The sequence below is a fragment of the Kordia sp. genome (assembly GCF_022447245.1).
Lineage (GTDB): Bacteria > Bacteroidota > Bacteroidia > Flavobacteriales > Flavobacteriaceae > Kordia.
In genome coordinates this window covers 29217-53074 of sequence record NZ_JAKVBC010000025.1, presented here as the reverse complement: position 1 = coordinate 53074, position 23858 = coordinate 29217, and the positions used below count along the sequence as shown (strand labels likewise).

General features: G+C 33.4%; 22 protein-coding genes. 16 read left to right on the top strand and 6 right to left on the bottom strand.

The genetic code is table 11. The features are described 5' to 3' along the window. Window positions 1-253: 253 nt before the first annotated feature. Together MK119_RS16280 and MK119_RS16275 are read left to right on the top strand one after the other, a co-directional pair. Window positions 254-2764, top strand: a complete 2511-nt coding sequence (locus MK119_RS16280; protein WP_290680728.1) for a YCF48-related protein — start codon at window positions 254-256, stop codon at window positions 2762-2764. Beyond that, a complete protein-coding gene (locus tag MK119_RS16275) occupies window positions 2764-3180 on the top strand; it encodes a hypothetical protein (protein ID WP_290680726.1) in 417 nt (138 codons plus the stop codon). Before MK119_RS16280 ends, MK119_RS16275 begins: the two co-directional genes overlap by 1 nt. A gap of 165 nt (window positions 3181-3345) precedes the next feature. Here the strand turns inward: MK119_RS16275 and MK119_RS16270 are convergent, their stop codons facing one another. After that, on the bottom strand, window positions 3346-5343 hold the full coding sequence (locus MK119_RS16270) for a dehydrogenase E1 component subunit alpha/beta (protein WP_290680724.1): 1998 nt from the start codon (window positions 5341-5343) through the stop codon (window positions 3346-3348). A 325-nt stretch (window positions 5344-5668) separates the two neighbouring features. On the opposite strand from MK119_RS16270, the gene MK119_RS16265 reads away from it, so the two are divergent. From MK119_RS16265 to MK119_RS16240, 6 genes are all read left to right on the top strand, one after another. Next, window positions 5669-6619: a 2-oxoglutarate and iron-dependent oxygenase domain-containing protein gene (locus tag MK119_RS16265; RefSeq protein ID WP_290680722.1), complete on the top strand. Its 951-nt coding sequence runs from the start codon at window positions 5669-5671 to the stop codon at window positions 6617-6619. A 112-nt stretch (window positions 6620-6731) separates the two neighbouring features. Next, window positions 6732-7082 (top strand): translation initiation factor, encoded by a 351-nt coding sequence (locus MK119_RS16260; protein WP_290680720.1) that lies wholly within the window; start codon window positions 6732-6734, stop codon window positions 7080-7082. Then, window positions 7083-8012: a DUF1835 domain-containing protein gene (locus MK119_RS16255; RefSeq protein WP_290680718.1), complete on the top strand. Its 930-nt coding sequence runs from the start codon at window positions 7083-7085 to the stop codon at window positions 8010-8012. Beyond that, window positions 8005-8874 (top strand): nucleoside phosphorylase, encoded by an 870-nt coding sequence (locus MK119_RS16250; RefSeq protein WP_290680716.1) that lies wholly within the window; start codon window positions 8005-8007, stop codon window positions 8872-8874. The genes MK119_RS16255 and MK119_RS16250 overlap by 8 nt, the downstream gene beginning before the upstream one ends. A gap of 11 nt (window positions 8875-8885) precedes the next feature. After that, the gene (locus MK119_RS16245; protein ID WP_290680714.1) at window positions 8886-9737 is read left to right on the top strand and encodes a substrate-binding domain-containing protein; all 852 of its coding nucleotides are present in this window, start codon (window positions 8886-8888) and stop codon (window positions 9735-9737) included. A 345-nt stretch (window positions 9738-10082) separates the two neighbouring features. Beyond that, window positions 10083-10244: a hypothetical protein gene (locus tag MK119_RS16240; protein ID WP_290680712.1), complete on the top strand. Its 162-nt coding sequence runs from the start codon at window positions 10083-10085 to the stop codon at window positions 10242-10244. 188 nt (window positions 10245-10432) lie between these two features. Here MK119_RS16240 and MK119_RS16235 read toward each other — a convergent pair whose 3' ends face one another. Beyond that, window positions 10433-11098 carry a uracil-DNA glycosylase gene (locus MK119_RS16235; protein WP_290680710.1) on the bottom strand — a complete coding sequence of 222 codons (666 nt, stop codon included), beginning with the start codon at window positions 11096-11098 and terminating at the stop codon, window positions 10433-10435. Between the two features lie 116 nt (window positions 11099-11214). On the opposite strand from MK119_RS16235, the gene MK119_RS16230 reads away from it, so the two are divergent. Next, entirely contained in the window at window positions 11215-13386 is a 2172-nt protein-coding gene (locus MK119_RS16230; protein ID WP_290680708.1) for a DNA mismatch repair protein MutS, read from the top strand. 43 nt (window positions 13387-13429) lie between these two features. Here MK119_RS16230 and MK119_RS16225 read toward each other — a convergent pair whose 3' ends face one another. Continuing rightward, window positions 13430-13765 carry a tRNA-binding protein gene (locus MK119_RS16225; protein WP_290680706.1) on the bottom strand — a complete coding sequence of 112 codons (336 nt, stop codon included), beginning with the start codon at window positions 13763-13765 and terminating at the stop codon, window positions 13430-13432. A 44-nt stretch (window positions 13766-13809) separates the two neighbouring features. On the opposite strand from MK119_RS16225, the gene MK119_RS16220 reads away from it, so the two are divergent. Beyond that, window positions 13810-14364: a thioredoxin family protein gene (locus MK119_RS16220; protein ID WP_290680704.1), complete on the top strand. Its 555-nt coding sequence runs from the start codon at window positions 13810-13812 to the stop codon at window positions 14362-14364. Window positions 14365-14419: 55 nt separating this feature from the next. Here MK119_RS16220 and MK119_RS16215 read toward each other — a convergent pair whose 3' ends face one another. Together MK119_RS16215 and MK119_RS16210 are read right to left on the bottom strand one after the other, a co-directional pair. After that, entirely contained in the window at window positions 14420-14929 is a 510-nt protein-coding gene (locus MK119_RS16215; protein ID WP_366512831.1) for a YfiT family bacillithiol transferase, read from the bottom strand. 82 nt (window positions 14930-15011) lie between these two features. After that, entirely contained in the window at window positions 15012-15944 is a 933-nt protein-coding gene (locus MK119_RS16210) for a peptidylprolyl isomerase (RefSeq protein WP_290680701.1), read from the bottom strand. A 448-nt stretch (window positions 15945-16392) separates the two neighbouring features. Here MK119_RS16210 and MK119_RS16205 point away from each other — a divergent pair, with 448 nt between their 5' ends. From MK119_RS16205 to MK119_RS16195, 3 genes are all read left to right on the top strand, one after another. Then, window positions 16393-16557 carry a hypothetical protein gene (locus MK119_RS16205; protein ID WP_290680699.1) on the top strand — a complete coding sequence of 55 codons (165 nt, stop codon included), beginning with the start codon at window positions 16393-16395 and terminating at the stop codon, window positions 16555-16557. Between the two features lie 93 nt (window positions 16558-16650). Beyond that, entirely contained in the window at window positions 16651-18648 is a 1998-nt protein-coding gene (locus tag MK119_RS16200; RefSeq protein ID WP_290680698.1) for a sensor histidine kinase, read from the top strand. Window positions 18649-18663: 15 nt separating this feature from the next. Continuing rightward, complete coding sequence (locus MK119_RS16195) at window positions 18664-19335, top strand: response regulator (RefSeq protein WP_290680696.1); 672 nt, start codon at window positions 18664-18666, stop codon at window positions 19333-19335. A gap of 74 nt (window positions 19336-19409) precedes the next feature. On the opposite strand, the gene MK119_RS16190 is transcribed toward MK119_RS16195, so the two are convergent. After that, entirely contained in the window at window positions 19410-21608 is a 2199-nt protein-coding gene (locus MK119_RS16190) for an ATP-dependent DNA helicase RecQ (protein ID WP_290680694.1), read from the bottom strand. Window positions 21609-21693: 85 nt separating this feature from the next. Between MK119_RS16190 and MK119_RS16185 the strand changes: the two genes are divergently transcribed. From MK119_RS16185 to MK119_RS16175, 3 genes are read left to right on the top strand one after another with little or no spacing between them, the layout of a single operon-like run. After that, the gene (locus tag MK119_RS16185; protein WP_290680692.1) at window positions 21694-22662 is read left to right on the top strand and encodes a KpsF/GutQ family sugar-phosphate isomerase; all 969 of its coding nucleotides are present in this window, start codon (window positions 21694-21696) and stop codon (window positions 22660-22662) included. A 20-nt stretch (window positions 22663-22682) separates the two neighbouring features. Further along, window positions 22683-23480 (top strand): twin-arginine translocase subunit TatC, encoded by a 798-nt coding sequence (gene tatC / locus MK119_RS16180; protein WP_366512830.1) that lies wholly within the window; start codon window positions 22683-22685, stop codon window positions 23478-23480. Beyond that, the gene (locus MK119_RS16175; RefSeq protein WP_290680688.1) at window positions 23473-23820 is read left to right on the top strand and encodes a carboxymuconolactone decarboxylase family protein; all 348 of its coding nucleotides are present in this window, start codon (window positions 23473-23475) and stop codon (window positions 23818-23820) included. The genes tatC and MK119_RS16175 overlap by 8 nt, the downstream gene beginning before the upstream one ends. Window positions 23821-23858 lie beyond the last annotated feature (38 nt).

Below are 23858 nucleotides of genomic sequence, written 5' to 3'. Positions count from 1 at the left end.
GCACTTGCGTCTGCATATTTCTGTAATTCAATAGTTAAACTCATTTTGATCTTTTTTTAGCTTTGGACATAAAAAAACTATAAAAATTACAGGATTCGCAAAATATTTCACAATTAACTAAACATCAACATTGTAAATTTTATGTTTCAAAATCATTCTTAATTATTTATTGTTAAAAAGTAGGGTGTTTTAGAAATAGACTGTTTTACTTCAAAATTGTTAACTAACGCTAAACTAAACAAACGCTTACTTTATGAAAAGGAAACTCTACCTTGCCTTAGCAGGAATTACTATTTTTGGTTTTTCTGTAGAAACTCAAGCACAAAATTATCGAGCTTCTGTTCTCGATGAAGACAGTAACTTTTTTGAAATTGTTGAACAAGAAAATCAAATTTTAGCTCCAATTAGAAGTAACCAAGATCGAAAAAGTAAAAAGCAAATCAAACAATTTGAACGCTGGAAAGCATTTTGGAAAGATCGTATATTGCCTAATGGACATTTTATGTCTGCAGCACATACTGCAAATCTATGGGCTTCCGAACAAGCACGTCATGCAAATGCTATTGCTAATGGCAGAAGTGTAGCTTCTGTAGCTTGGAGCTTATTAGGTCCAACCACATTTCCTGTTTCTAATATTGGATTTTACCCTGGTATGGGACGATTAAATGCCGTAGCTTTTGCTGGAAATGATACAAACACCATGTATGTTGGCGCGCCAGGCGGAGGTGTTTGGAAAACTACGGATGCAGGAACAACTTGGACACCGCAAGGTGACGAATTTCCTAATATGGGAATTTCTGATATTGTTATCAATCCTACGAATACTAATGTTGTATATGCTGCTACTGGTGACGCAGACGGATTTCAAAACAGATCTATTGGCGTATTAAAAACAACAGATGGTGGCGCAAACTGGAATATTACAGGGTTAGCATTTACTTTAGGTCAAAATAATATTATCACTAAATTATTGATAGACCCTAATAACCCTGATACCGTTTTTGCAACTACTCGAAATAACATTAAAAGAACTACGGATGGCGGAGTAACTTGGACTGATGTTTTTACACAAGCTAATGCTCGTTTTAATGATATAGAATATAAGGCGGGTAGCAATACTACGTTATTTGCTACGTCAAGAGCTGGACGTTTTTATAGATCTACTGACAATGGTACTACTTGGGTACAAGTTTCTGCTCCTACATTTAATAGATTAGACATGGCAATTACAGCTGCAAATTCTAATTTAATTTTAACATTAGATTCTAATGGAAGAATTCGAAGATCAACAAATGATGGAGATACTTGGACATTAGTTTCAAATATTCCAGGATTTAATTCTCAAGGTGGATACAATATAACATTGGCAATTTCTCCATTAAATGAAAATCTAATACTAGCAGGCGGTGTTGATGGATGGCGTTCTACTGATGGAGGTCAAAACTGGGAAAAATATCTTGATGGTTATTGGACAGCAGGAAATCCTTATTTCTATGTTCACTCTGATCATCACGATATGAAATTTGTACCAGGAACTAATATGGCAATTTCCGTAAATGATGGTGGAATTTTTATAGGTAATGCACAGTTTGATAATGCTTGGGCAGATTTGTCTTCAGGAATTGCTATTACACAATACTATAATGTATCTGGAACTCCACAAAATGCAAACTTATTAATTGCTGGAGCACAAGATAACGACATAGGACAATATGATGGAACAGATTGGATAGGAAGAAATCCTGGAAGTGATGGTGTAGAAGGTTTATGGGATTACTCAAATAGTGATATTGCATGGACATGTAGTCAAGCAGGATCTATGTTAAGAACTACCAATGGTTTTACTACTTCTCAATTTATAAGCACACCTAATGGCGCACCATTTGTATGGGAATTGGAAATTCACCCAACAACTCCAACGACAATATATGGAGGATTCGGTGATATTTACAGATCCACAGATCGTGGAAACACATGGACAAACTTAAACTCAAATGTAGGTCCAGTTGAATTCATATCAATTGCTCCTTCTAACCCTTTTGTTATTTATGTTTCTGGAAACGGTACTGTAAGAAGAACAGATGATGGCGGTACTTTTTGGACAACACTTCCGCTTCCACAAGGTGGAAATGTAAAAAGTATTGAAGTTAATGCTACCAATCCTGCCGAAGTGTACATTGCGTATTCCGGATATCAAGCTGGAAAAGTATATAAATCTAATGATAGTGGTGCTACATGGACAAATATTACAGGAAGTTTACCAAATATTCCTACACATAAAATTTTATACAAAACAGGAACTACAGACGAAGAATTATTCTTAGCTACCGATTTAGGTGTATACTATAGAACTGCTTCTGTTGGTGACTGGGTTAAATTAGGACAAGGATTACCAAATGTGATTGTAAATGATATTGAAATCCACTATGCTACAGAGAAATTACGAGCAGCAACTTTCGGACGTGGTGTTTGGGAAGTAGCTATTGATCAAAATTCTCTTTCTGTTGAAGACAATCAATTAGCATCAAATGCAGTACAGGTATACCCAAATCCAACTGTAGATAAAAGCTTTACCATCAAACTTAATGGCTTATCAGGTGATACAGACGTATTAGTATACAACTTGATTGGCTCAGTAGTAAAACAAATGAAAACGACTTCTTTAGAAGAAAAAATTGATTTGGCAGGTTTTGCTGGTGGTTTATACTTTGTAAAAATTACAAATGATGGAAAAAGTCTAACAAAGAAAATTGTTGTTAATTAATGAAGCGGTTTCTGATTTTATTGATTCTAAGCACTATTACACTCAATATAATGGCTTGTAATGAAGGTATTAAGCTGATAACTTCTAAAAAACAAACCATTATACAAGGGATCAAAAAATCAGCTCCGTATACTAAGTATCTTTTTGAGATAGCACTTGATAACACTGTCGATATTAACGTCGACAGTGTTATTGTATTTGATTCAAATCGCTGTTTAAAAGTTAATCATTACTTATCAAAAAGTACAACAGGAAAGAAACTCACCCTACAAGCTTCTGTGAAAGAAGGAAATTTTACAGTATTAAAAGACTGCAAAGGTTCTTCTGAAAAAGTTTTGATTCATTACAAAGTCAACAACAAAAGCGGAAAATTAAAAGTATCCTCTTTTCAAAAGGAAACTGTGACAAGAAGATAATTCTTAAGCACTCTATTCACTACTACTAAATATGCAAAAATCCCGATACGCTTCATTAACGTTCGGGATTTTTTATGCTTTAATTTCTGTCTACATCTCGACTCCGGTAGTATATAGAAATGAGAAGAGTCTATATTTCTAAAAAAACCTAACAATCTAGCTAATCTAGTAGTCTAAGACTTCTTTCAATGCAGCTTCAAATTCATTTTTAGGCAAATATTGTTGTTCCAATCCTTGATCAAAAGGAATTGGCGTTTCCATACTAGCAATACGCTTTACAGGTCCGTCTAAATACTCAAAGCAGTTTTCCATAATCATGGCAGAAATATCACTTGAAATACTTCCAAAAAGAGAGTCTTCTTGCAGTATAATAGCTTTTCCTGTTTTCTTAACTGATGCGTAAATTGCTTCTGTATCTATAGGTTGTAAGGAACGTAAATCGATCAAATCAGCAGAAACTTCAGGATTATTTTCTAAAGTATTTAACGCCCAATGCACTGCCGAACCGTATGTTATTATAGTAATATCATTTCCTTCCTTCAACAAAGAAGCTTTTCCTAATGGTAAAGTATAATAATCAGTCGGCACATCTTGATACACACTTCTATACAATGCTTTATGCTCAAAAAACAATACCGGATTTGGATCGTTCACAGCAGTAGCTAGCAAACCTTTTGCATCATACGGAAATGCAGGATATACCACTTTTAAACCTGGTGTTTTGGTAAACCAAGCCTCATTGGTTTGTGAATGAAAAGGTCCAGCTCCAACACCTGCTCCACATGGCATACGCACAACAACATCTGCATTCTGATTCCAACGATAGTGTGATTTTGCTAATAAATTTACGATCGGATTAAAACCACTTGATACAAAATCTGCAAATTGCATTTCCATCACTGCTTTCATTCCGTTTACCGAAAGTCCGTAAGATGCTGATACAATTGCCGATTCACAAATTGGCGTATTTCGCACACGTTCTTTTCCAAACTGATTGATAAAATTGTTTGTGATTTTAAAAACACCTCCATATTCCGCCACATCTTGCCCCATAATGATTAAATCATCATGTTTTTCCATCGATTGTTTCAATCCTTCAGATACTGCATCTACAAAACGAATATTCTTTGTTTCAGTATTTGGTGTTACTTCTTCGTATGCAGTGTCTCTATATACATCGTTTAATTCAGCTTCTTTAGTAGATGTAATTTTTTCTTCATCAAAAGCTAGCTTAAGATTTTCATTAATTTCAGTAGAAATTTCTGCTCTAAACGCTTGCTCTATTTCATCTGTTAATACACCTTCTAGCAATAAATAATTACGGTAATTATCAATTGGATCTTTCGCAGCCCAAGCATTCATCAATTCTTTTGGAACATACTTTGTTCCACTAGCTTCTTCATGTCCACGCATACGGAAGGTTTTGAACTCTAATAAGATTGGTCTTGGATTTTCACGAATACTATCCGCTAATTCAGAAACTTTTGTATAAACTTCCAAGATATTATTTCCATCAATAATATGCGATTCCATACCGTACCCTTTTCCTCTATAGGCCAAGTGCTCGCAATTATATTGTTCTGCTGTTGGTGTTGAAAGTCCATAACCATTATTTTCAATACAGAATAGCACAGGTAAACTCCACACAGAAGCTACGTTTAAAGCTTCATGAAAATCTCCTTCACTCGTTCCTCCTTCTCCTGTAAATACGGCACAAGCATGTTTGCTATCTTTCAATTTATTTGCTAATGCAATTCCACTTGCCACGCCTAATTGCGGACCTAAATGTGAAATCATTCCCACAATATTATAATCCTGTGTTCCAAAGTGAAAACTACGATCACGTCCTTTGGTAAAACCGTTTGCTTTTCCTTGCCATTGAGAAAACAAGCGATACAATGGAATTTCACGTGTTGTAAATACACCTAAATTTCGGTGCATTGGTAGAATATATTCATCCTTTGTCAGTGCAGAAGTCACACCGACTGCAATGGCTTCTTGCCCAATTCCGCCAAACCATTTTGAGATTTTACCTTGACGCAGAAGAATCAACATCTTCTCCTCTATCATTCTCGGTTTTAGCATTTTTTTATATAAACTGATCAACGCTTCGTTGGTCAAATTTCCTTTTTCGTATACCATTGATTCTTTTGTGGTTGGCATGAGTTGTCTTTCTTTATAATAGATATTCAAAAATCAAGAAAAAAAACGGTTCATCAAAGCACAAAGAGATAATTTTTTCAATTGTTAATAACTCTCTTTTTTCAACCGTATATTTTTAGCTACATTTGTAAAAACAAGCCTTTAACGGTTATAAAGTTATTAACAATTGGTTTTTACGAACGACACCTAATTTTACATAATACCAAAAGTTTCGTTAAAAATTAAACTTGAATTACATGAACCGAGCATGCAGAAAAGTAAATCATTTAACAATGGTGATGATTCGTTAACTATATGTGACCGTTGAAACAATAAATATAAACACATGAAAAATATTCCAAGCGTAGATCTTACCGATTTCTTGTCTGATGATCCAACTAGAAAACAAAAATTTATTGATGAAATAGGAAAAGCCTATGAAGATATTGGTTTTGTTGCTCTGAAAGGACATTTTTTAAGTAATACATTGGTAGAAAATCTATATGAAGAAATTAAGAAGTTCTTCTCAATGCCTGTTGAAGCGAAGAGCAAATATGAAATAGAAGGTATTGGAGGACAACGTGGATATGTTTCTTTTGGAAAAGAAAGTGCCAAAGGAAGAAAAGTTGGAGATTTAAAAGAGTTTTGGCATTTTGGTCAATATGTAGAAGATAATGACGCGCTAAAAGCTGAATATCCAGACAATGTAACAGTTACAGAATTACCTGAATTTAATGCTGTTGGAAAGGAAACCTATAAAATGCTTGAAAAAACAGGTGTATTTGTATTAAGAGCATTGTCTTTATATTTAGGATTAGATGAATTTTATTTTGATAATTTTATTAAAAATGGAAATAGTATTTTACGTCCAATTCACTATCCACCAATTACAAGTGAACCAAAAGATGCAGTTCGTGCAGCAGCACATGGAGACATCAACCTGATTACCTTATTAATGGGTGCACATGGAAAAGGATTGCAAGTGCAACGTCATGATGGTGAATGGTTAGATGCAATTGCCGAACCAGATGAATTGGTAATTAATGTAGGTGATATGTTATCACGTCACAGTAATAATAAGCTAAAATCAACAATACACCGAGTAGTAAACCCACCAAAAGAACTTTGGGGAACTTCTCGTTACTCTATTCCTTTCTTTATGCATCCAATTAGTGAAATGCCATTGGATTGTTTAGACAATTGTATTGACGAAAATAATCCGAAACAATTTGATGATATTACAGCTGGTGAGTTTTTAAATCAGCGTTTAATTGAATTAGGATTAATCAAAAAGTAATAAAATTACAATTCTTAGATAGTTTATATAACACTGATAGCGGCTGCTATTGGTGTTATTTTTTGAAGATAAATCGGTGATTTTTTATACATTCACTATATAAAATTAAAGTATGGCAAAGAAAAAACTCAATAGTTTGGAAGATTTGGGAGGATTTGTATTCTCTACAAATGATGATTTTGAATTGGAAAACGAAACTGTTGAAGATACCCTAGTTCCAAAAGAACAACACTTAGAAGCTCATTTTAGCAATAAAGGTCGTGGCGGAAAAGTTGTCACGGTTGTCAAAGGTTTTGTAGGAACAGAAGATGATTTGAAAGCCTTAGGAAAATTATTGAAAGTAAAATGCGGTGTTGGAGGAAGCGCAAAAGATGGAGAAATCATCATTCAAGGAAACTATAGAGATAAAATTGTACAAATTCTTGAAAAAGAAGGATACAATGTAAAACGTGTTGGCGGATAAATGCAGCAACGGACACTACATATGTTAAATGGAGATAGCTTAACACCTAGACTCGCAGCAATAAATATCAAAGATGATCAATTGGTTTGGCGTGAAATGCTTTGTGAAGGAAAAACAAGTTATGACTTAAGGTCTGAAACATTCAAGCAAGAACGAATTTCATTCTTAACTCCGTTTGGAGCTGATGGAAAAACCTATACGGAATCATTTTTAAACCCATTACTTACTACAAATTTCTCAAAATATACTTCTATTGTACTGTGGTTTGAATACGATTTATTCTGTCATATTAATATGATAGCCGCATTGAGTTATTTACAACAATCAAACGTTTCAGCGGAAATCTATTTGGTATGTAGCGGATGGATTGAAAATGACCCGAATTTAAAAGGACTTGGAGAACTATCACATAAGCAACTTATATCACATTACCAACAAAAAATCAAGTTGACTACTTCAGATATAGAATTGGCAGATAGATTGTGGCGATTGTATTGCACAGACAATCATGTAACGTTTAAAAATTATGTTACACTTAGCTCTTCATTTCCATACCTTTCCAACTGCATCAATGCACATTTAAAACGATTTCCATCGGTTACTAACGGATTGAACGTTTTAGAGACACATATTTTAAAGATCATTCACAAAGAAGAAATAAAAAATACACGACAACTTACAGGATATATATTACAGTATCAAGGGTATTATGGTTTTGGTGATTTACAAATCGCAAAAATCATAAAAAAATTAGCTGATTTTTACGAATTAAAATCCAAAAGATTATCTCTTAACAGAGATGGTTTGTTAGCCATTGGCGGTTTACAAAATTCCTATGACAAGTTATCAGATGATACCGTTTTTGGCAATTGCAACAAATATGAATATTGCTATCATCCTGAACAACAAATATTGACAAAACATGAATAGAATAGCAGAATCTGAATTAATTATAAACCCTGACGGGAGTATTTATCATTTAAATCTACTTCCTGAAGATATTGCAACTACCATTATTACGGTTGGTGATCCTGACCGAGTTGGTTCCGTAAGTAAATATTTTGATACTATTGAACTGAAAAAAGCAAAACGTGAATTTGTAACGCATACAGGAACACTTCGCGGAAAGCGCATTTCAGTCATTTCTACCGGAATCGGAACTGATAATATTGATATCGTATTTAATGAGTTAGATGCATTGGTAAATGTAGATTTCAGCTCACGAACAGTAAAAGAAAAATTTACAGCTTTAGATATTGTTAGAATCGGAACATCAGGTTCTATTCAATCTGACATTCCTGTAGATAGTTTCTTAATTAGTGAATATGCTATAGGTTTTGATAGCTTATTACATTTTTATGAAAGTGATCATGTTCTACAAACAGAATACTCTGATGCTTTTTTACAACAAACAAATTGGTCTTCTCGAAAGTCAGAACCATATGTAGTGAAAGGAGATCAAAAGTTAATCGACCAACTAGCGTCCGAAAGAACTGTATTAGGCTTTACAGCCACAAATGTTGGTTTTTACGGTCCACAAAGTCGAAAAATACGATTAAATGTACAAGATGAACAATTAAATGACAAACTTGCTACCTTTAGTCACAACAACAAAAAGATAACAAATCTAGAAATGGAAACGGCTGGTATCTATGGATTAGCAAATCTATTAGGACATCGTTCCGCTTCTATGAATGCCATCATTGCTAATAGACCTCTTGGTGAATTTATCAAAACTCCTAAAGAAACGGTAGATGAATTGATTCAGTATACTTTAGGTAAATTAGTATAAAAAAGTCCCGAATGAAGAAAATTAATATTGGAGGTGTTCCTGAACATTTCAACTTATCTTGGTATTTAACATTAAAAGAACGTGCTTATGAAAAAGAAGGCATCAGTCTACGCTGGAAAGATTATCCTGGTGGAACTGGCGCTATGTGTAAAGCACTTCGAAATGAAAAAATTGATATTGCTGTCATTCTAACAGAAGGAATCATTAAAGATATCATTGCTGGAAATCCTGCTAAAATTGTACAAACTTTTGTGCAATCACCTCTAATATGGGGAATTCACGTTGCTGCAGATGCTTCCTATGACACGATAGGAGATTTAGAAGGAACCAAAGCCGCTATAAGTCGTTATGGATCTGGTTCACACTTAATGGCGTATATAAATGCAGAAAACAATGGTTGGGACACTGACAATTTGGGTTTTGAAGTCATCAACAACTTAGAAGGTGCTATTGATGGATTGAATAAAGGAAAAGGAGATTATTTTATGTGGGAACATTTTACCACGAAACCTTTAGTAGATCAAGGAATCTTTAAACGTGTTGCTGATTGTCCTACACCTTGGCCATGTTTTGTTATTGCCGTTCGCACAGAATTGTTAGAAGAAGATGAAGAAACCGTAAGGACCATTTTAAATATTATCAATGAAATGACGGCGAAATTCAAAAGTCTTCCCAATATCGACGAAACGATTGCAGCGCGTTACGAACAACAATTAGAAGATGTTCAAAAATGGTTGTCATTGACCGAATGGAGTCAAGAATTAATTGATGAAGAAACCATTGAAAAAGTTCAAAAAAAGCTACTCAGCTTGGATATTATATCTGAAAAATGGGATTACAACGATTTGACACACAAAATGTAATAAAAAATTAAGTGGATTTTGTAAGTCGCTAAGTAATTTTACAACAGATTGAACAAATTTTCATAATCCTGCAACTTGTAAACCACGTAGAAATACCTGAATTCTCAGGGGATTTTCCCCCTTTTAAACAGGGGCTTTTTGTCGACGAATGGATCATTTCACCCTTTGAATCGACAAAAAAGAACGTTTTTATGTCATTTAACGAGAATTTAAACAGGTAATCGAGAAAATGTTTCGATTAATAGTCGGCACACTAAATTTGGCATCAGAAAGTAATAAGGGCAAAACGTTACTTTCAAAAAAAATCAAATTTATCAGATTATTAACATTACAAGTACTATCATTATGAAAAAATCAATCTTATTATTAGCTGCAGCAGGTTTATTATTAGCGTCATGTGGATCAAATTGTATGGGTAAAGGAGTTAACTTTGCTGATACAGACGACGCAAAGGAAATTTACATTATGACTGCAGACACAGCAGATAACTGTGTAGAAGTATACTAGTAAAACACTTTCCAATTACATATAAAAGGTTACAATATTTTATTGTAGCCTTTTTTTTAACTTAATTCAACAAAGAAAACCTCTTGCTAATAAACATATGTACTTAGTATAGAAAGTTACTCTAACCCTACAGAGAAAAATATTTTTATCTAGTACGCTCCTAAAAAACCTAGAATTAGTAAGTATAATTACCAACGAACACCTTCAATACGTTGGCTAACTAAATAATCATTGCAACGACTAAAATGCTTATTGTCAAACCAATATCCACGATTTGCACTTAAAGGAGATGGATGTCCAGATGTTAAAACGTAATGCTTACTTTTATCAACCTTTGCTCCTTTTTTCTTGGCATAACCGCCCCAAAGCAAGAAAACAACATTTTCTTTTTTCTCTGAAATCACTTTAATTACCGCATCTGTAAAAGTTTCCCATCCTTTTCCTTGATGACTTCCTGCTTGGTGTGCTCGTACAGTCAACGTTGCATTCAACAATAAAACACCTTGTTTTGCCCAACGTTCTAAATTTCCGCTAACGGGTGTATCAACACCAATATCACGTTTAATTTCTTTAAAAATATTAATCAACGATGGAGGATGCGGAACACCATCATTTACGGAAAAGCACAAACCATTCGCCTGTCCTACTCCATGATAAGGATCTTGACCAATAATGACAACTTTTAATCGATGAAACGGACAATGATCAAATGCTGCAAAAATATCTTTCCCCTTAGGAAAACATTGTTGTTGCGTATATTCTGATTTTACAAAATTTGTCAATTGTTTAAAATACGGTTGTTCAAATTCGTTCTCTAAATGAAATTTCCAACTTTCTTCAATTTTTACGTTCATGGATTTCGTTTTTCGTCATGTTGAAATTCATTTCAAATTCAACATATAAATAAGTACCTTTGCCATCGGCTAAAAATCTGTGCTACTATGCCGATTAAAATTAGCTCAAATTTACAATGATTAAAATACATTCCAAAACATTAGATGATTTAGAGTTTGAAACGGTTTTACAACAAGTTTCAGAACATGCCGTTACGACTTACGGAAAGCAAAAAATTAACAACACACAGCCTTTTGCAGATAAAGATGTGTTGTTAACAAACTTGTCGTACGTTAATGAGTATCTAGCATCTTTCGAAAATGAAAACGTGATTCCGAATCACGGTTTTGAAGGAATTTCACTGGAAATTAAGATGTTAGCGATTGAAAATAGCTTCTTGGAAGTTCAAGGTTTTCGTAAAATTTCTGCAATTTCAAGCGCAGTGAATTTACTGATCAAGTTTTTTAAAAAATTTCAAGAATACTATCCAACATTACAATCACGAGCTGAACAAATTGAACTTACTAAAGTTCTGATTACTGAAATAGACAGTGTTATCAATCGTTTTGGAGAAGTAAAAGATACTGCTTCACCAGAATTGGCTCGTATTCGTCGTGGAATTTTAAGTATACGCGGAAAAATCAATCAAAGTTTTTCTTCAGCATTGAGCAGATACAGTCAAGCAGAATATTTAGATGAAATTCGTGAAACTGTGGTTGATAACCGTAGGGTTTTGGCAGTAAAAGCCATGCATAGACGGAAAGTCAAAGGTGCAATCATGGGCAGTTCTAAAACAGGAAGTATTGTGTATATTGAACCAGAGATTACACTGCAATACTCAAGAGAATTGACCAATTTAGAATATGAAGAAAAAGAAGAAGTTACGCGTATTTTAAAAGAATTGACTGACTTTACACGTCCATTTACGCCATTATTAGAAGAATATCAGGATTTTCTAAGTGATTTAGACGTAAGTTACGCAAAAGCAAAATATGCGACTTCTATGAATGCTATTCTTCCTGAAATTTCAGAAAATCGTGAATTATTCCTAAAAGATGCATACCATCCACTACTCTTTTTAACCAACAAAGAGCGAAATGAAACTACCTATCCACAGACAATTGAGTTAAGTAGCGATAATAGGATTATCGTGATTTCTGGACCCAATGCTGGAGGAAAAAGTATTACCCTGAAAACCATTGGTTTATTACAAGTAATGCTACAAAGCGCAATGTTAGTTCCTGTACACGAACGTAGTAAAATGTGCTTATTTGATCGTATTTTAACAGATATTGGCGATGGACAATCTATTGAAAATCATTTAAGCACCTATAGTTATCGCTTAAAGCAGATGAATTACTTTTTAAAGAAATGTAACAATAAAACACTGTTTTTAATTGATGAATTTGGTACAGGAAGTGATCCAGAATTAGGAGGTTCTTTGGCAGAAACTTTCTTGGAAGTTTTTTATGAACGTGAAGCATTTGGAATCATTACAACGCATTATTCTAACTTGAAGCTATTGGCAAACGAATTACCACATGCAACCAATGCTAATATGATGTTTGATCGTAAAACTTTGCAGCCAATTTATCAGTTAGCACTAGGACAAGCGGGAAGTTCGTTTACGTTTGAAGTCGCGCAGAAAAATGGTATTCCATATAGTTTGATCAACAAAGCAAAGAAAAAAATTGAACGTGGAAAAGTACGTTTTGATGCCACTATTGCCAAGTTGCAGAAAGAACGTAGTGCCATGGAAAAGACTTCAAAGTTGCTTCGTGAAGAAGAAATCAAAGCACGCGAAGAAAACGATCGATTGGAAACGTTAAATACCAAGATTAAGTCAAAGTTAGAAAGCTACCAACAATTGTACGATCATGATAAACGCATGATTCATTTGGGAAATAAAATCAATGAAATTGCAGAACGTTATTTTGACAATAAAAAGAAGCGTCCGTTGATTTCTGAGTTTTTACGCATTGTAGAAACTGAAAATTCCAAACGTAAAAAACAATCTGTCAAAGAAAAGAAAGCACAAAAAGCCAAACAACAAGCCGCTAAAAAAGAAGTCATTCAAAAAGTAGCTGTAATTCGCGAAGAAAAGAAAATCGAAAAGAAAAAAGCAGCTAAAAAAGAAGCACAAAAACCAAAGCCTATTTTAAAAATTGGGGATCGTGTCCGCATGCCAGATGGAAAAGCTGTGGGAACTATTGACAGTCTTGAAAAAGGCAAAGCTGTTGTAAACTACGGACTTTTCACTACTACTATTTCTGTAGATCAACTGGAATTGGTACAGGCTAAGAAGTAAATCTTAGGCAGGAAAAGTTTGGTGTTTGGTGAAAATCATAAATCTAAGAAACCTTCAAACCATTTGGAATTTTTACAGAAGGCTGCATGAGAATCACATCATCACCATCTACAGCGCCCATAACGAGACATTCTGAGAAAAAATTTGCAATTTGTTTTTTAGGAAAGTTTACAACAGCCATAATCTGTTTACCTACCAATTCTTCTTTGGTATAACGTTTTGTAATTTGCGCTGAAGATTTACGGATTCCTATTTCAGCTCCAAAATCAATTGTAAGCTGATAAGCTGATTTTCTGGCTTTTGGAAAATCGTTCACCTCTACAATAGTACCAATGCGCATATCTACTTTTTCAAAATCGCTCCAACTTAAGTCTCCCATTGTATTTTTTTGATTAAATTTAGACTTTTAAAATTAAATTCCAAATGGCACTTACCCCATCAAACATGCTTTCTTTAGGAACAAAAGCTCCAGATTTCTCACTAATCGACACAATTTCAGACACTATTATTTCTTTGAATGAATCTAAAGGAATTAACGGAACTGTCATTATGTTTATTTGCAATCATTGTCCTTTTGTAAAACATGTAAATGAAGGAATAGTTCAATTAGCAAACGATTATATTTCGAAAGGAATTGGTTTTATTGCAATTTCTAGTAATGATGTAGAAAACTATCCTGCCGATGCACCACATTTGATGAAAGCAAATGCTGAAGAATTCAATTTTTCTTTTCCGTATTTGTATGACAAAACTCAAGAAGTTGCCAAAGCATATGATGCAGCTTGCACACCTGACTTTTATATTTTTGATGCAGAATTAGCATTGGTCTATCGTGGACAATTAGACGATTCTCGTCCAAACAATGGAATTCCAGTGACCGGAAATGACATGCGTACGGCCTTAGATGCTTTATTAAAGAATGAAAAAATCTCCGAGTTTCAAAAACCAAGTATTGGCTGCAATATAAAATGGTTTTGATTTAGCGAAGAAATTTACTAATCTAATAACATCTTGTAACTGAGCGTAGTCAAAGTCACTTCCACCCCTTACGAATCATTAGTTGGTTGATGTGCTCATAATGATGATTGCAATGCCAAGCATAAATTCCGATATTTTCTTGTAGGCTGACTTTTTCGTTTCCTTCTGGATGAATAAAAACTTGTTCTAAATCACTTTTCGAAAGTCCTTTTAAAAAGTACACCCATTTTGCATGTAAGGCTTTTATTGTATTGATTGACAATTCAATTGGAGCTGATTTACTATCAAATAATGCTGCCCAACGATCTTCATAATACGCTTTAATTACAGGTTGATTCTCTGTTAAAGTCCATTTAAAGCGTGTATAACTATTATGATGACTGTCTGAAATATGGTGAACTACTTGTCTAACTGTCCAACCTTCTGGTCGATAACAAGTATCTAACTGTACTTCCAAAAGATTTTCGACCAAACTTTTTAAACGTTCAGGAAAAACTTCTAATACTGTTATCCAATCTGAAATATGAGCATCTAAGATAACTTCAGGAATTTGTGGTTTCCCCATGGGATATTTTAATTTTTCTAAATCCATTATAATAAATAGAATAAAAAAACGCTCTGAGATTTTCAGAGCGTTTTTGTATAATTTATTTTACATCCATCAATTCAACATCGAACATTAACGTGGCATTAGGAGGAATAACACCTCCAGCGCCTCTTGCTCCGTATCCTAAATGTGGTGGAATTACAAATCGTGCCTTGTCTCCTACTTTCAACAATGCTATTCCTTCATCCCAGCCGGGAATTACATTTCCTTGTCCTAATGGGAAATCGATTGGTTCATTTCTCTTGTAAGAAGAGTCAAAAACTCCACCATCAGGGAACATTCCTTTATAATGTACAAAAACTGTTTTTCCAGCTTCTGCTTGTACTCCGTTACCTTCTTGGATAATTTTATAACGTAATCCGCTTTCTGTTTTATCAAAACCAGTTGCGATTTCTTCTAATTCTTTTTCAGCTTTTTCTTTAGCTGCCTTTTCTCTTTCAGCTTTAGCTCCATTAAATATTCTAAACGCTTCTATAGCATTAAAAGCTTCTGCTTCTGCTCCTACACGAATAATTTCAACTTTTTCGATTGAATCTCCTTGAGCAACTGCATCCACTACTTCTTGTCCGTGCGCAACATGTCCAAAAACTGTATGCTTACCATCTAACCAAGGTGTTGGAACGTGTGTGATAAAAAATTGACTTCCATTTGTTCCTGGTCCAGCGTTTGCCATAGAAAGTACTCCTGGCTCGTTGTGTTTTAATTCTGGATGAATTTCATCATCAAAATTATAACCAGGGCTTCCTGTACCTGTTCCTAAAGGACAGCCTCCTTGAATCATAAAATCTGGAATTACTCTATGAAATTTAAGTCCATTATAATATGGTGTTCCTTGTGGTTTTGCATTGTTTTCTAAATTACCTTCTGACAAAGCCACAAAGTTTCCAACTGTTCCAGGTGTTTTTTGATATGTCAAGCTAACAAGGATTTCTCCTTTGCTCGTATGAAATTTTGCGTATAATCCGTCTTCCATCTCTATATTTTTAATTTACACTGCGAAGATACGCATCCTAAAACAATTTGGAAATACATAGAACAAAATAATACTTACATCGATATTATTGTATTCCCATATTTCTTTTACTGAAAAACCATACCTAAAGATTATTTTTAGATAGTAACTTGATTTTTGAAATCAAGTTATAAAACTATCAAATTTCAATTGCTGATTTTCAGGTAGTTAAATTGATTTTAAGTTCTTAAAAACATCAAAAAACAAAATGTAAGGTGAATAAACTAGAATTTTAAGAAAAGCTTCTAGAATAATTAGGAAGTATAATTAGTTTTTTGATAATAGTGAGATTTAAAACAAGAAAATTAGTAAGGTAATAACCTAAAAATCACTTTTATAGAGCTTTACAGAGAAATAGGAAAAAATGACAAACCAAATAGAACTAGTAACTTAATTAAAATTTAAAGAGATGAGAAAAGTATTCGGATTATTCGCATTATTATTAGTAGTAAACTTAGGATTTATAGCTTGTGAGCCAAACAGCACATCAGACGCAGGTGATGATAATGTTTTTGAAAATGTAACAGGAACAGAAGATGGTGACATTGAAGATGACCAAAACCCAAATGGATAAAATATCACTTTAGGATAAGAAAAGTCTTAAACAATTGTTTAAGACTTTTTTTTTGTAAAAAATAAAAATAACTTTGTTAGAAACCTATTTTTTATGGACAAGCATTTCATTTTAATAATATTCTTTTTTTCTTTATTATGCACAGCTCAAAATAAAGAAAAAAATGAAGTGCAAATACTTATTGATAATTCTAGAAATCAAAAAATTAGCATAGCAGAAAGAATAGCAGCTATTAACAAAGCCTATATATTACTTTCAAAAAGTAAATATCAAGATTCTATAAGAAGTAAGCAATTACAAAGTATTTCAAAATCTTATTTCAATTTAAATGATACTATTAACTTCAAAAAAACTTATAGAGAGGGATTAGATTTTGCATTCAAAGTAAAAGATTCAATGTCTGCAGCTAACCATTATTGGAATATTGCATTTTATTACAGACGGAATGATATTAAAGATAGTGCCTTCTATTTTTATGATAGAGCAAAAAATATATTTCAACATATAGATCCTGAACATCAAGACATAGGAAAATTACTTCTCAATATGGCTAGGATTCAAAAAGAATTAAAAGACTACTCTGGAAGTCAATTTATGCTCACCAATGCCATAAAATTATTTGAGTTACATAACGATAGTAAAAGATTATATAGTTGCTATAATAATTTAGGTATTATTTCTATGAATCTCGAAGATTATGAAAAATCTCTAGAATATCATAATAAAGCATTAGAATATCTTCAAAAGATAAAAGAAAATGATAGATTGAAGACATACACACTGAATAACATAGGACTTGTTTATAGAGATCAAGGTAAATATAAAGACGCAATAGATAATTTTGAACAGGCACTGAGTTTTGATAGTTTACATATAAAAAATCCTAAGCATTATGCTACTCTGTTAGATAATTTAGCCTATTCAAAATTTTTGTCAAATGATACTTTAAAACTACCCAATTTATTTTATAAATCATTAAAAATAAGGGAAAGTTTAAACTATAAGTCTGGTATTGCTATCAGTAAACTACACCTTGCAGAATATTACCATAAAAAGAGAGATACCGTTTTAAGTCAAAAATATATCTCACAAGCTAGGACAGCCGCTATAGAGTCTAGCAATATGAAACAATTATTACTTTCTTTATTGGCATCTTCAAAAATTGACAGCGACAATGGTACTGCTTATTTAGAAACTTATATCCATTTAGATGATAGTTTATTAAGGCAAGAACGAACACAATTAAATAAGTTTGCAAGAATCCAATTTGAAACGGATCAATATATAACCCAAAACCAAAGACTAAGTCTCCAAAATACATGGATTGTAGCAATCTCAACCGCAATTATCTTTTTTGGATTTTTGATTTACGTGATTACGCAACAACGCACGCGTAACAAGGAGTTAGAAATGGAACAACAGCAACAACGTGCCAATGAAGAGATTTATAACTTGATGATTGATCAACAAGATAAGATCGAAGAAGGTAGAAAACGTGAAAAAGAACGTATTTCTTTAGAGTTACATGATGGAATTTTGGGAAGATTGTTTGGAACTCGTATTAGTTTGGGAAGTTTAAATGCAAAAGATGATGTTAATTCTAAAAAGGTAAGAGAGCAGTATATCAATGAACTTCAAAGTATTGAAGAAGAAGTTCGGAACATATCCCATGAGCTCGGATTGGATAATTTTGATAAAACAACGAGTTATAGTACAATGATCACAAATCTTTTGGAAGAACAATCCAAAATAACTAACTTTAAATATCAAATTGAAGAAGATGATAGAATCGTTTGGACGGACATTCCGGGGCATATAAAAATTAATATTTACCGTATTATTCAGGAGTCCATCCAAAACATAAATAAATATGCGCAAGCAGAAAACACAATACTAGATTTTAAGAAGAATGATGATCGCATTATCCTTACCATAAAAGACGATGGCGTCGGTTTTGACCAAGATAAAAGAAGTAGCGGTATTGGATTAAAGAATATGAAATCGAGAGTCACTTTACTTCATGGACAATTTACCATTAACTCCATTCCAGGTAAAGGTACTTCTATCAGTGTTGACGTTCCTTTAACATAGAACTAACCTTACCATATGAATAAAGATATAAAAGTACTGATAGTAGATGATCATCCAATGATCATTGAAGGCTATAAAAATGCCCTTTTAGGTATTAATTCTGAAGAAATGACTTTGCGAATTGATACTTCTGACAATTGCGATGGCGCTTATGCAAAAATTAAAAATGCTTCCACTGGAACTGCATACGATGTTGTATTTTTAGATATTAAATTACCTCCATCAGCAGATGGAAAAATTATTTCAGGAGAAGACTTAGGAATCAAAGTAAAAGAATTGTTACCCGATACGAAAGTTGTAATCCTTACCATGTTCAATAACAACTTTAGAATTCACAACATCTTGAAAAACATCAATCCTGATGGTTTTTTAGTAAAAAGTGATGTCACTTCAGATGAATTGATGCGTGCCTTCCAAGTAGTATTAACCGATCCGCCGTATTATAGCCATACGGTAACAAAATTATTGCGAACCCGAATTATCAACGAAGTAGTATTGGATGATATTGACAGAAATATTCTTTTTCACCTATCAAAAGGTATTAAAACTAAAAATCTAACGGAACATATTCCTTTATCGTTGGCAGCTATAGAAAAACGTAAACGACATTTGAAAGAAGTATTTGATGTTGAAAAGAAAGGAGACGAATCTCTACTAGAACAAGCAAGAAATACAGGCTTCTTATAGAAGCCCAATTACATAAAAGCAAAAAGCGGTTTGATAATTTATCAAACCGCTTTTTGTATGGGTATATTTTTGATCTAATTTGCTACATCACTAATAAATTTGATACGATAGAGTCGCAATTCTTCATCGTCATAATCACCATCAAATTCTTCCATAGCTTCAGAAATTTTATCACTTTCAGATTCTAAAAAGTATTCATGAATTTCTTCTTGTTGATCTTCATCTAAAACTTCATCGATCCAATAGGTAATATTCAACTTTGTTCCACTATATACAATCTGCTCCATTTCCTTTATAAAATCATGCATTTCGAGCCCTTTAGCAGCTGCAATATCATCTAATGGAAGTTTTCTATCAACACTTTGAATGATATATAGTTTTAGTCCAGAATTCATTCCTGTACTCTTCACTACTAAGTCATCTGGGCGAACGATATCATTTTCATCTACATACTTTTTGATGAATTCGATAAAGTCTTTACCATACTTTTTAGCTTTTCCATCACCTACTCCATGAATGTTTTTCATTTCATCGATAGATATTGGATATTTTAACGCCATATCTTCTAAAGAAGGATCTTGAAAAACCACAAATGGCGGAACACCTAAACGCTTAGAAACTTTTTTTCGTAAATCTTTCAGCATGCCCATCAATTTTTGATCGGCTACAGCACCACCACTTTTAGATGCTGTTATAATACTGGCATCATTTACTTCATCAAAATTATGATCTTCTGTCATCATAAATGAATCAGGAGCTTCCAAATATGCCAAACCTTCTGGTGTCAATTTAATAACACCATACGATTCAATATCTTTTCGCAACAATCCCGCAACCAATACTTGACGTATTAATGCCATCCAATACTTGTCATCATGAGATTTTCCAGTACCAAAGAAAGGTTGTAAATGTGTTTTATGCGATTTAATCAGAGCATTTTCATTCCCGATTAAAACATTTACCACGTTGCGCGATTTATATGTTTGTTTTGTAAGTTGTATCGTTTTTAAAAGTTCTACAACTTGGTCTTTTGCTTCAACTTTACTTTTTGGATTACGAACATTATCATCCATATCAGCTCCTTCTCCATCATCTGGGAATTCTTCTCCGAAGTAATGCAATATAAATTTTCGTCTAGAAATAGAAGTTTCTGCATAGGCGACTACTTCTTGCAGTAAGGCATGACCAATTTCTTGTTCTGCCACTGGTTTTCCAGCCATAAATTTTTCTAGCTTCTCAATATCTTTATAAGCATAAAATGCCAAGCAATGTCCTTCTCCACCATCACGTCCTGCTCTACCTGTTTCTTGGTAATAACTTTCAATACTTTTTGGTATGTCATGATGAATTACAAAGCGAACATCTGGTTTATCGATTCCCATACCAAAAGCAATTGTTGCCACAACTACGTCGCAATCTTCCATCAAAAACATATCTTGATGCTTGGCTCTCTTTTTAGGATCTAAACCTGCGTGATATGGAACTGCATTAATTCCGTTGACCTGAAGTACTTGTGCCAACTCTTCTACACGTTTACGACTCAAGCAATATACAATTCCACTTTTTCCTTGATTTTGCTTAACAAAACGAATAATATCTGCATCAACATTTTTCGTTTTTGGTCGTACTTCGTAGAATAAATTAGGTCTATTAAAAGACGCTTTAAAGGTATTAGCATCCGACATTCCTAAGTTTTTCAAGATATCTTCTTGAACTTTTGGAGTAGCAGTCGCTGTCAAACCAATAATAGGTATATTATCTCCTATCTTTTTAATAATGTTTCTTAAATTTCTGTATTCGGGACGAAAATCATGTCCCCATTCTGAAATACAATGGGCTTCATCAACCGCCATAAAAGAAATTTGAACAGTACGCAAAAACTCAACGTTCTCTTCTTTGGTTAATGATTCTGGAGCTACATACAATAATTTTGTAATTCCATTTGTAATGTCTTCTTTAACTTGTCTTGTCTCCGCTTTCGTAAGTGAGGAGTTCAACACATGTGCAATACCATCTTGGGAAGATATTCCGCGTAAGGCATCTACTTGGTTCTTCATTAAGGCAATTAGGGGAGAAACAACAATCGCTGTACCATCTTTCATTAACGCTGGCAATTGGTAACATAAAGATTTACCACCTCCAGTTGGCATGATAACAAAGGTATTATGATCACTGATAATGCTTTTAATAACTTCTTCCTGTAGTCCTTTGAATTGACCGAACCCGAAGTGCTTCTTTAGTTCCTTGTATAAGTCAATTTCTACTAAACTCATTCTATCTTTTTACTATTTTACATACATTTGCATACACTAAAGATACTATTTTCTTTAGTAATGACAATTATTAAAATTAAACATTTTGAAATATAAAGATAGTATTATTAGTGTTGCTAAGCAAACCATTGAAACAGAATATAATGCAATAAAAAATTTAATCCCATTAATCGATGATGAGTTTGCCGAGGCTGTCTCGTGTATCTACAACTCCAACGGTAGAGTTGTGGTTACTGGAATTGGAAAAAGCGCCAATATTGCTACCAAAATTGTAGCCACACTGAATTCTACAGGAACTCCTGCAATTTTTATGCATGCTGCAGATGCTATTCACGGTGATTTAGGTATTATTCAAGAACACGATACCGTAATTTGCATTTCCAAAAGCGGTAATACTCCTGAAATCAAGGTTTTAGTTCCACTAATTAAGAATAGTAAAAATAAATTGATTGCTATTACCTCCAATAGAGAATCGTTTTTGGGAACGCAAGCTGATTATGTATTGCATGCATATGTTGAAAAAGAAGCTTGTCCAAATGGTTTGGCGCCAACAACAAGCACAACTGCTCAATTAGTATTGGGTGACGCTTTAGCTGTTTGTTTGTTAGAATTACGAGGATTTTCAAGTAAAGATTTTGCTAAATATCATCCTGGTGGCGCTTTAGGTAAAAAATTATACTTACGTGTAAATGATTTGTCTTCCGTAAATCAAAAACCTAAAGTATTTGCTAAGAGTTCGGTAAAAGATGTCATTGTAGAAATTTCTAAAGGAATGTTAGGCGCTACAGCAGTTGTAAATGATGCTGATGAAATTTTGGGTGTAATTACCGATGGAGATATTCGACGTATGTTATCTGATAATGATTTTATTGGTAATTTAACCGCAGAAAATATCATGTCGTCCAATCCAAAACGAATTGAAAACGAAGCCATGGCAGTAGAAGCTTTGGAAGTCATGGAGGACAACGGAATTTCACAAATACTTGTAGAATCGCAAGGAAAATACGCAGGAATCGTACATTTGCATGATTTAGTAAAAGAAGGAATACTATAATGGGGAAAAATAAAAACGAAATGTCATTTTTAGCTCACTTAGAAGAACTAAGATGGCATTTGATTCGAAGCTTTGCTGCAATATTTATCATTGCCTGTGTCATTTTCGTATTTATTACACCAATTTATAATCACTTTTTGATTGTACATTTGGATGGTGAATTTATTACGTACAAATTCTTCTGTGAAGCCTTTCAATTGTTCAGTATTGATAGTGATTTTTGTTCATTAACTTTTGATGATAAATTGGTTAATTTGAACGTTACTGGGCAATTTACCATGGCAATTTGGACCTCTTTAATCTTAGGACTTATTTTAGCATTTCCTTATGTTTTGTATGAAGCATGGAAGTTTATTGCTCCAGGATTAAACCCAAAAGAACGTAGAAAATCGAGATGGTTTATCTTTTTAGCTTCGCTATTATTTTTAGTTGGTTTGGCATTTAGTTATTATGTAATTATGCCAATGTCATCGTATTTTTTCTATAACTTTTCTGTGACAGATTCTATTGAAAACACAATTACTGTACAATCGCACATTAGCTTACTAACAAACACATTACTAGGAGTTTCTCTAGTTTTTGAATTACCTTTAATTATATATTTCTTATCAAAATTAGGATTAATTACTCCTGCATTCTTACGTAAGTATAGAAAACACGCGCTAGTAGTTGTACTAATTCTAGCTGCTATTATTACACCGCCAGATGTTGCCAGTCAAATTGTAGTGGCAATTCCTATTTTGATCTTATATGAAGTTGGTATTATAATCTCAAAAAGAGTCGAAAAAAATTATAAAAAGAAATTTAAACATGGCTAATCCCGTAGAAGAATTTAATGAATACAGAGCTAAAATGAATGATAAAATTTTAGCTGACAACAATAAAATAATCAAACGTATTTTTAATCTAGATACCAATGCATTTACTGCTGGAGCTTTAGATGTACAAACAAAGGAATTACTAGGTTTAGTAGCATCAACAGTGTTGCGTTGTGACGATTGTATAAAGTACCATTTAGAATCCTGCTACAAAGAAGGTTTGAGTAAAGAAAAAGTGGTAGAAACTTTGAGTATTGCTACGTTAATCGGTGGAACTATTGTGATTCCTCATTTACGTAGAGCTTATGAATATTGGGAAGCTTTGGAAGCACAAAATTAGTTAGAGAGCTTCGCTTTTTAGACTTATTATATGAAGTC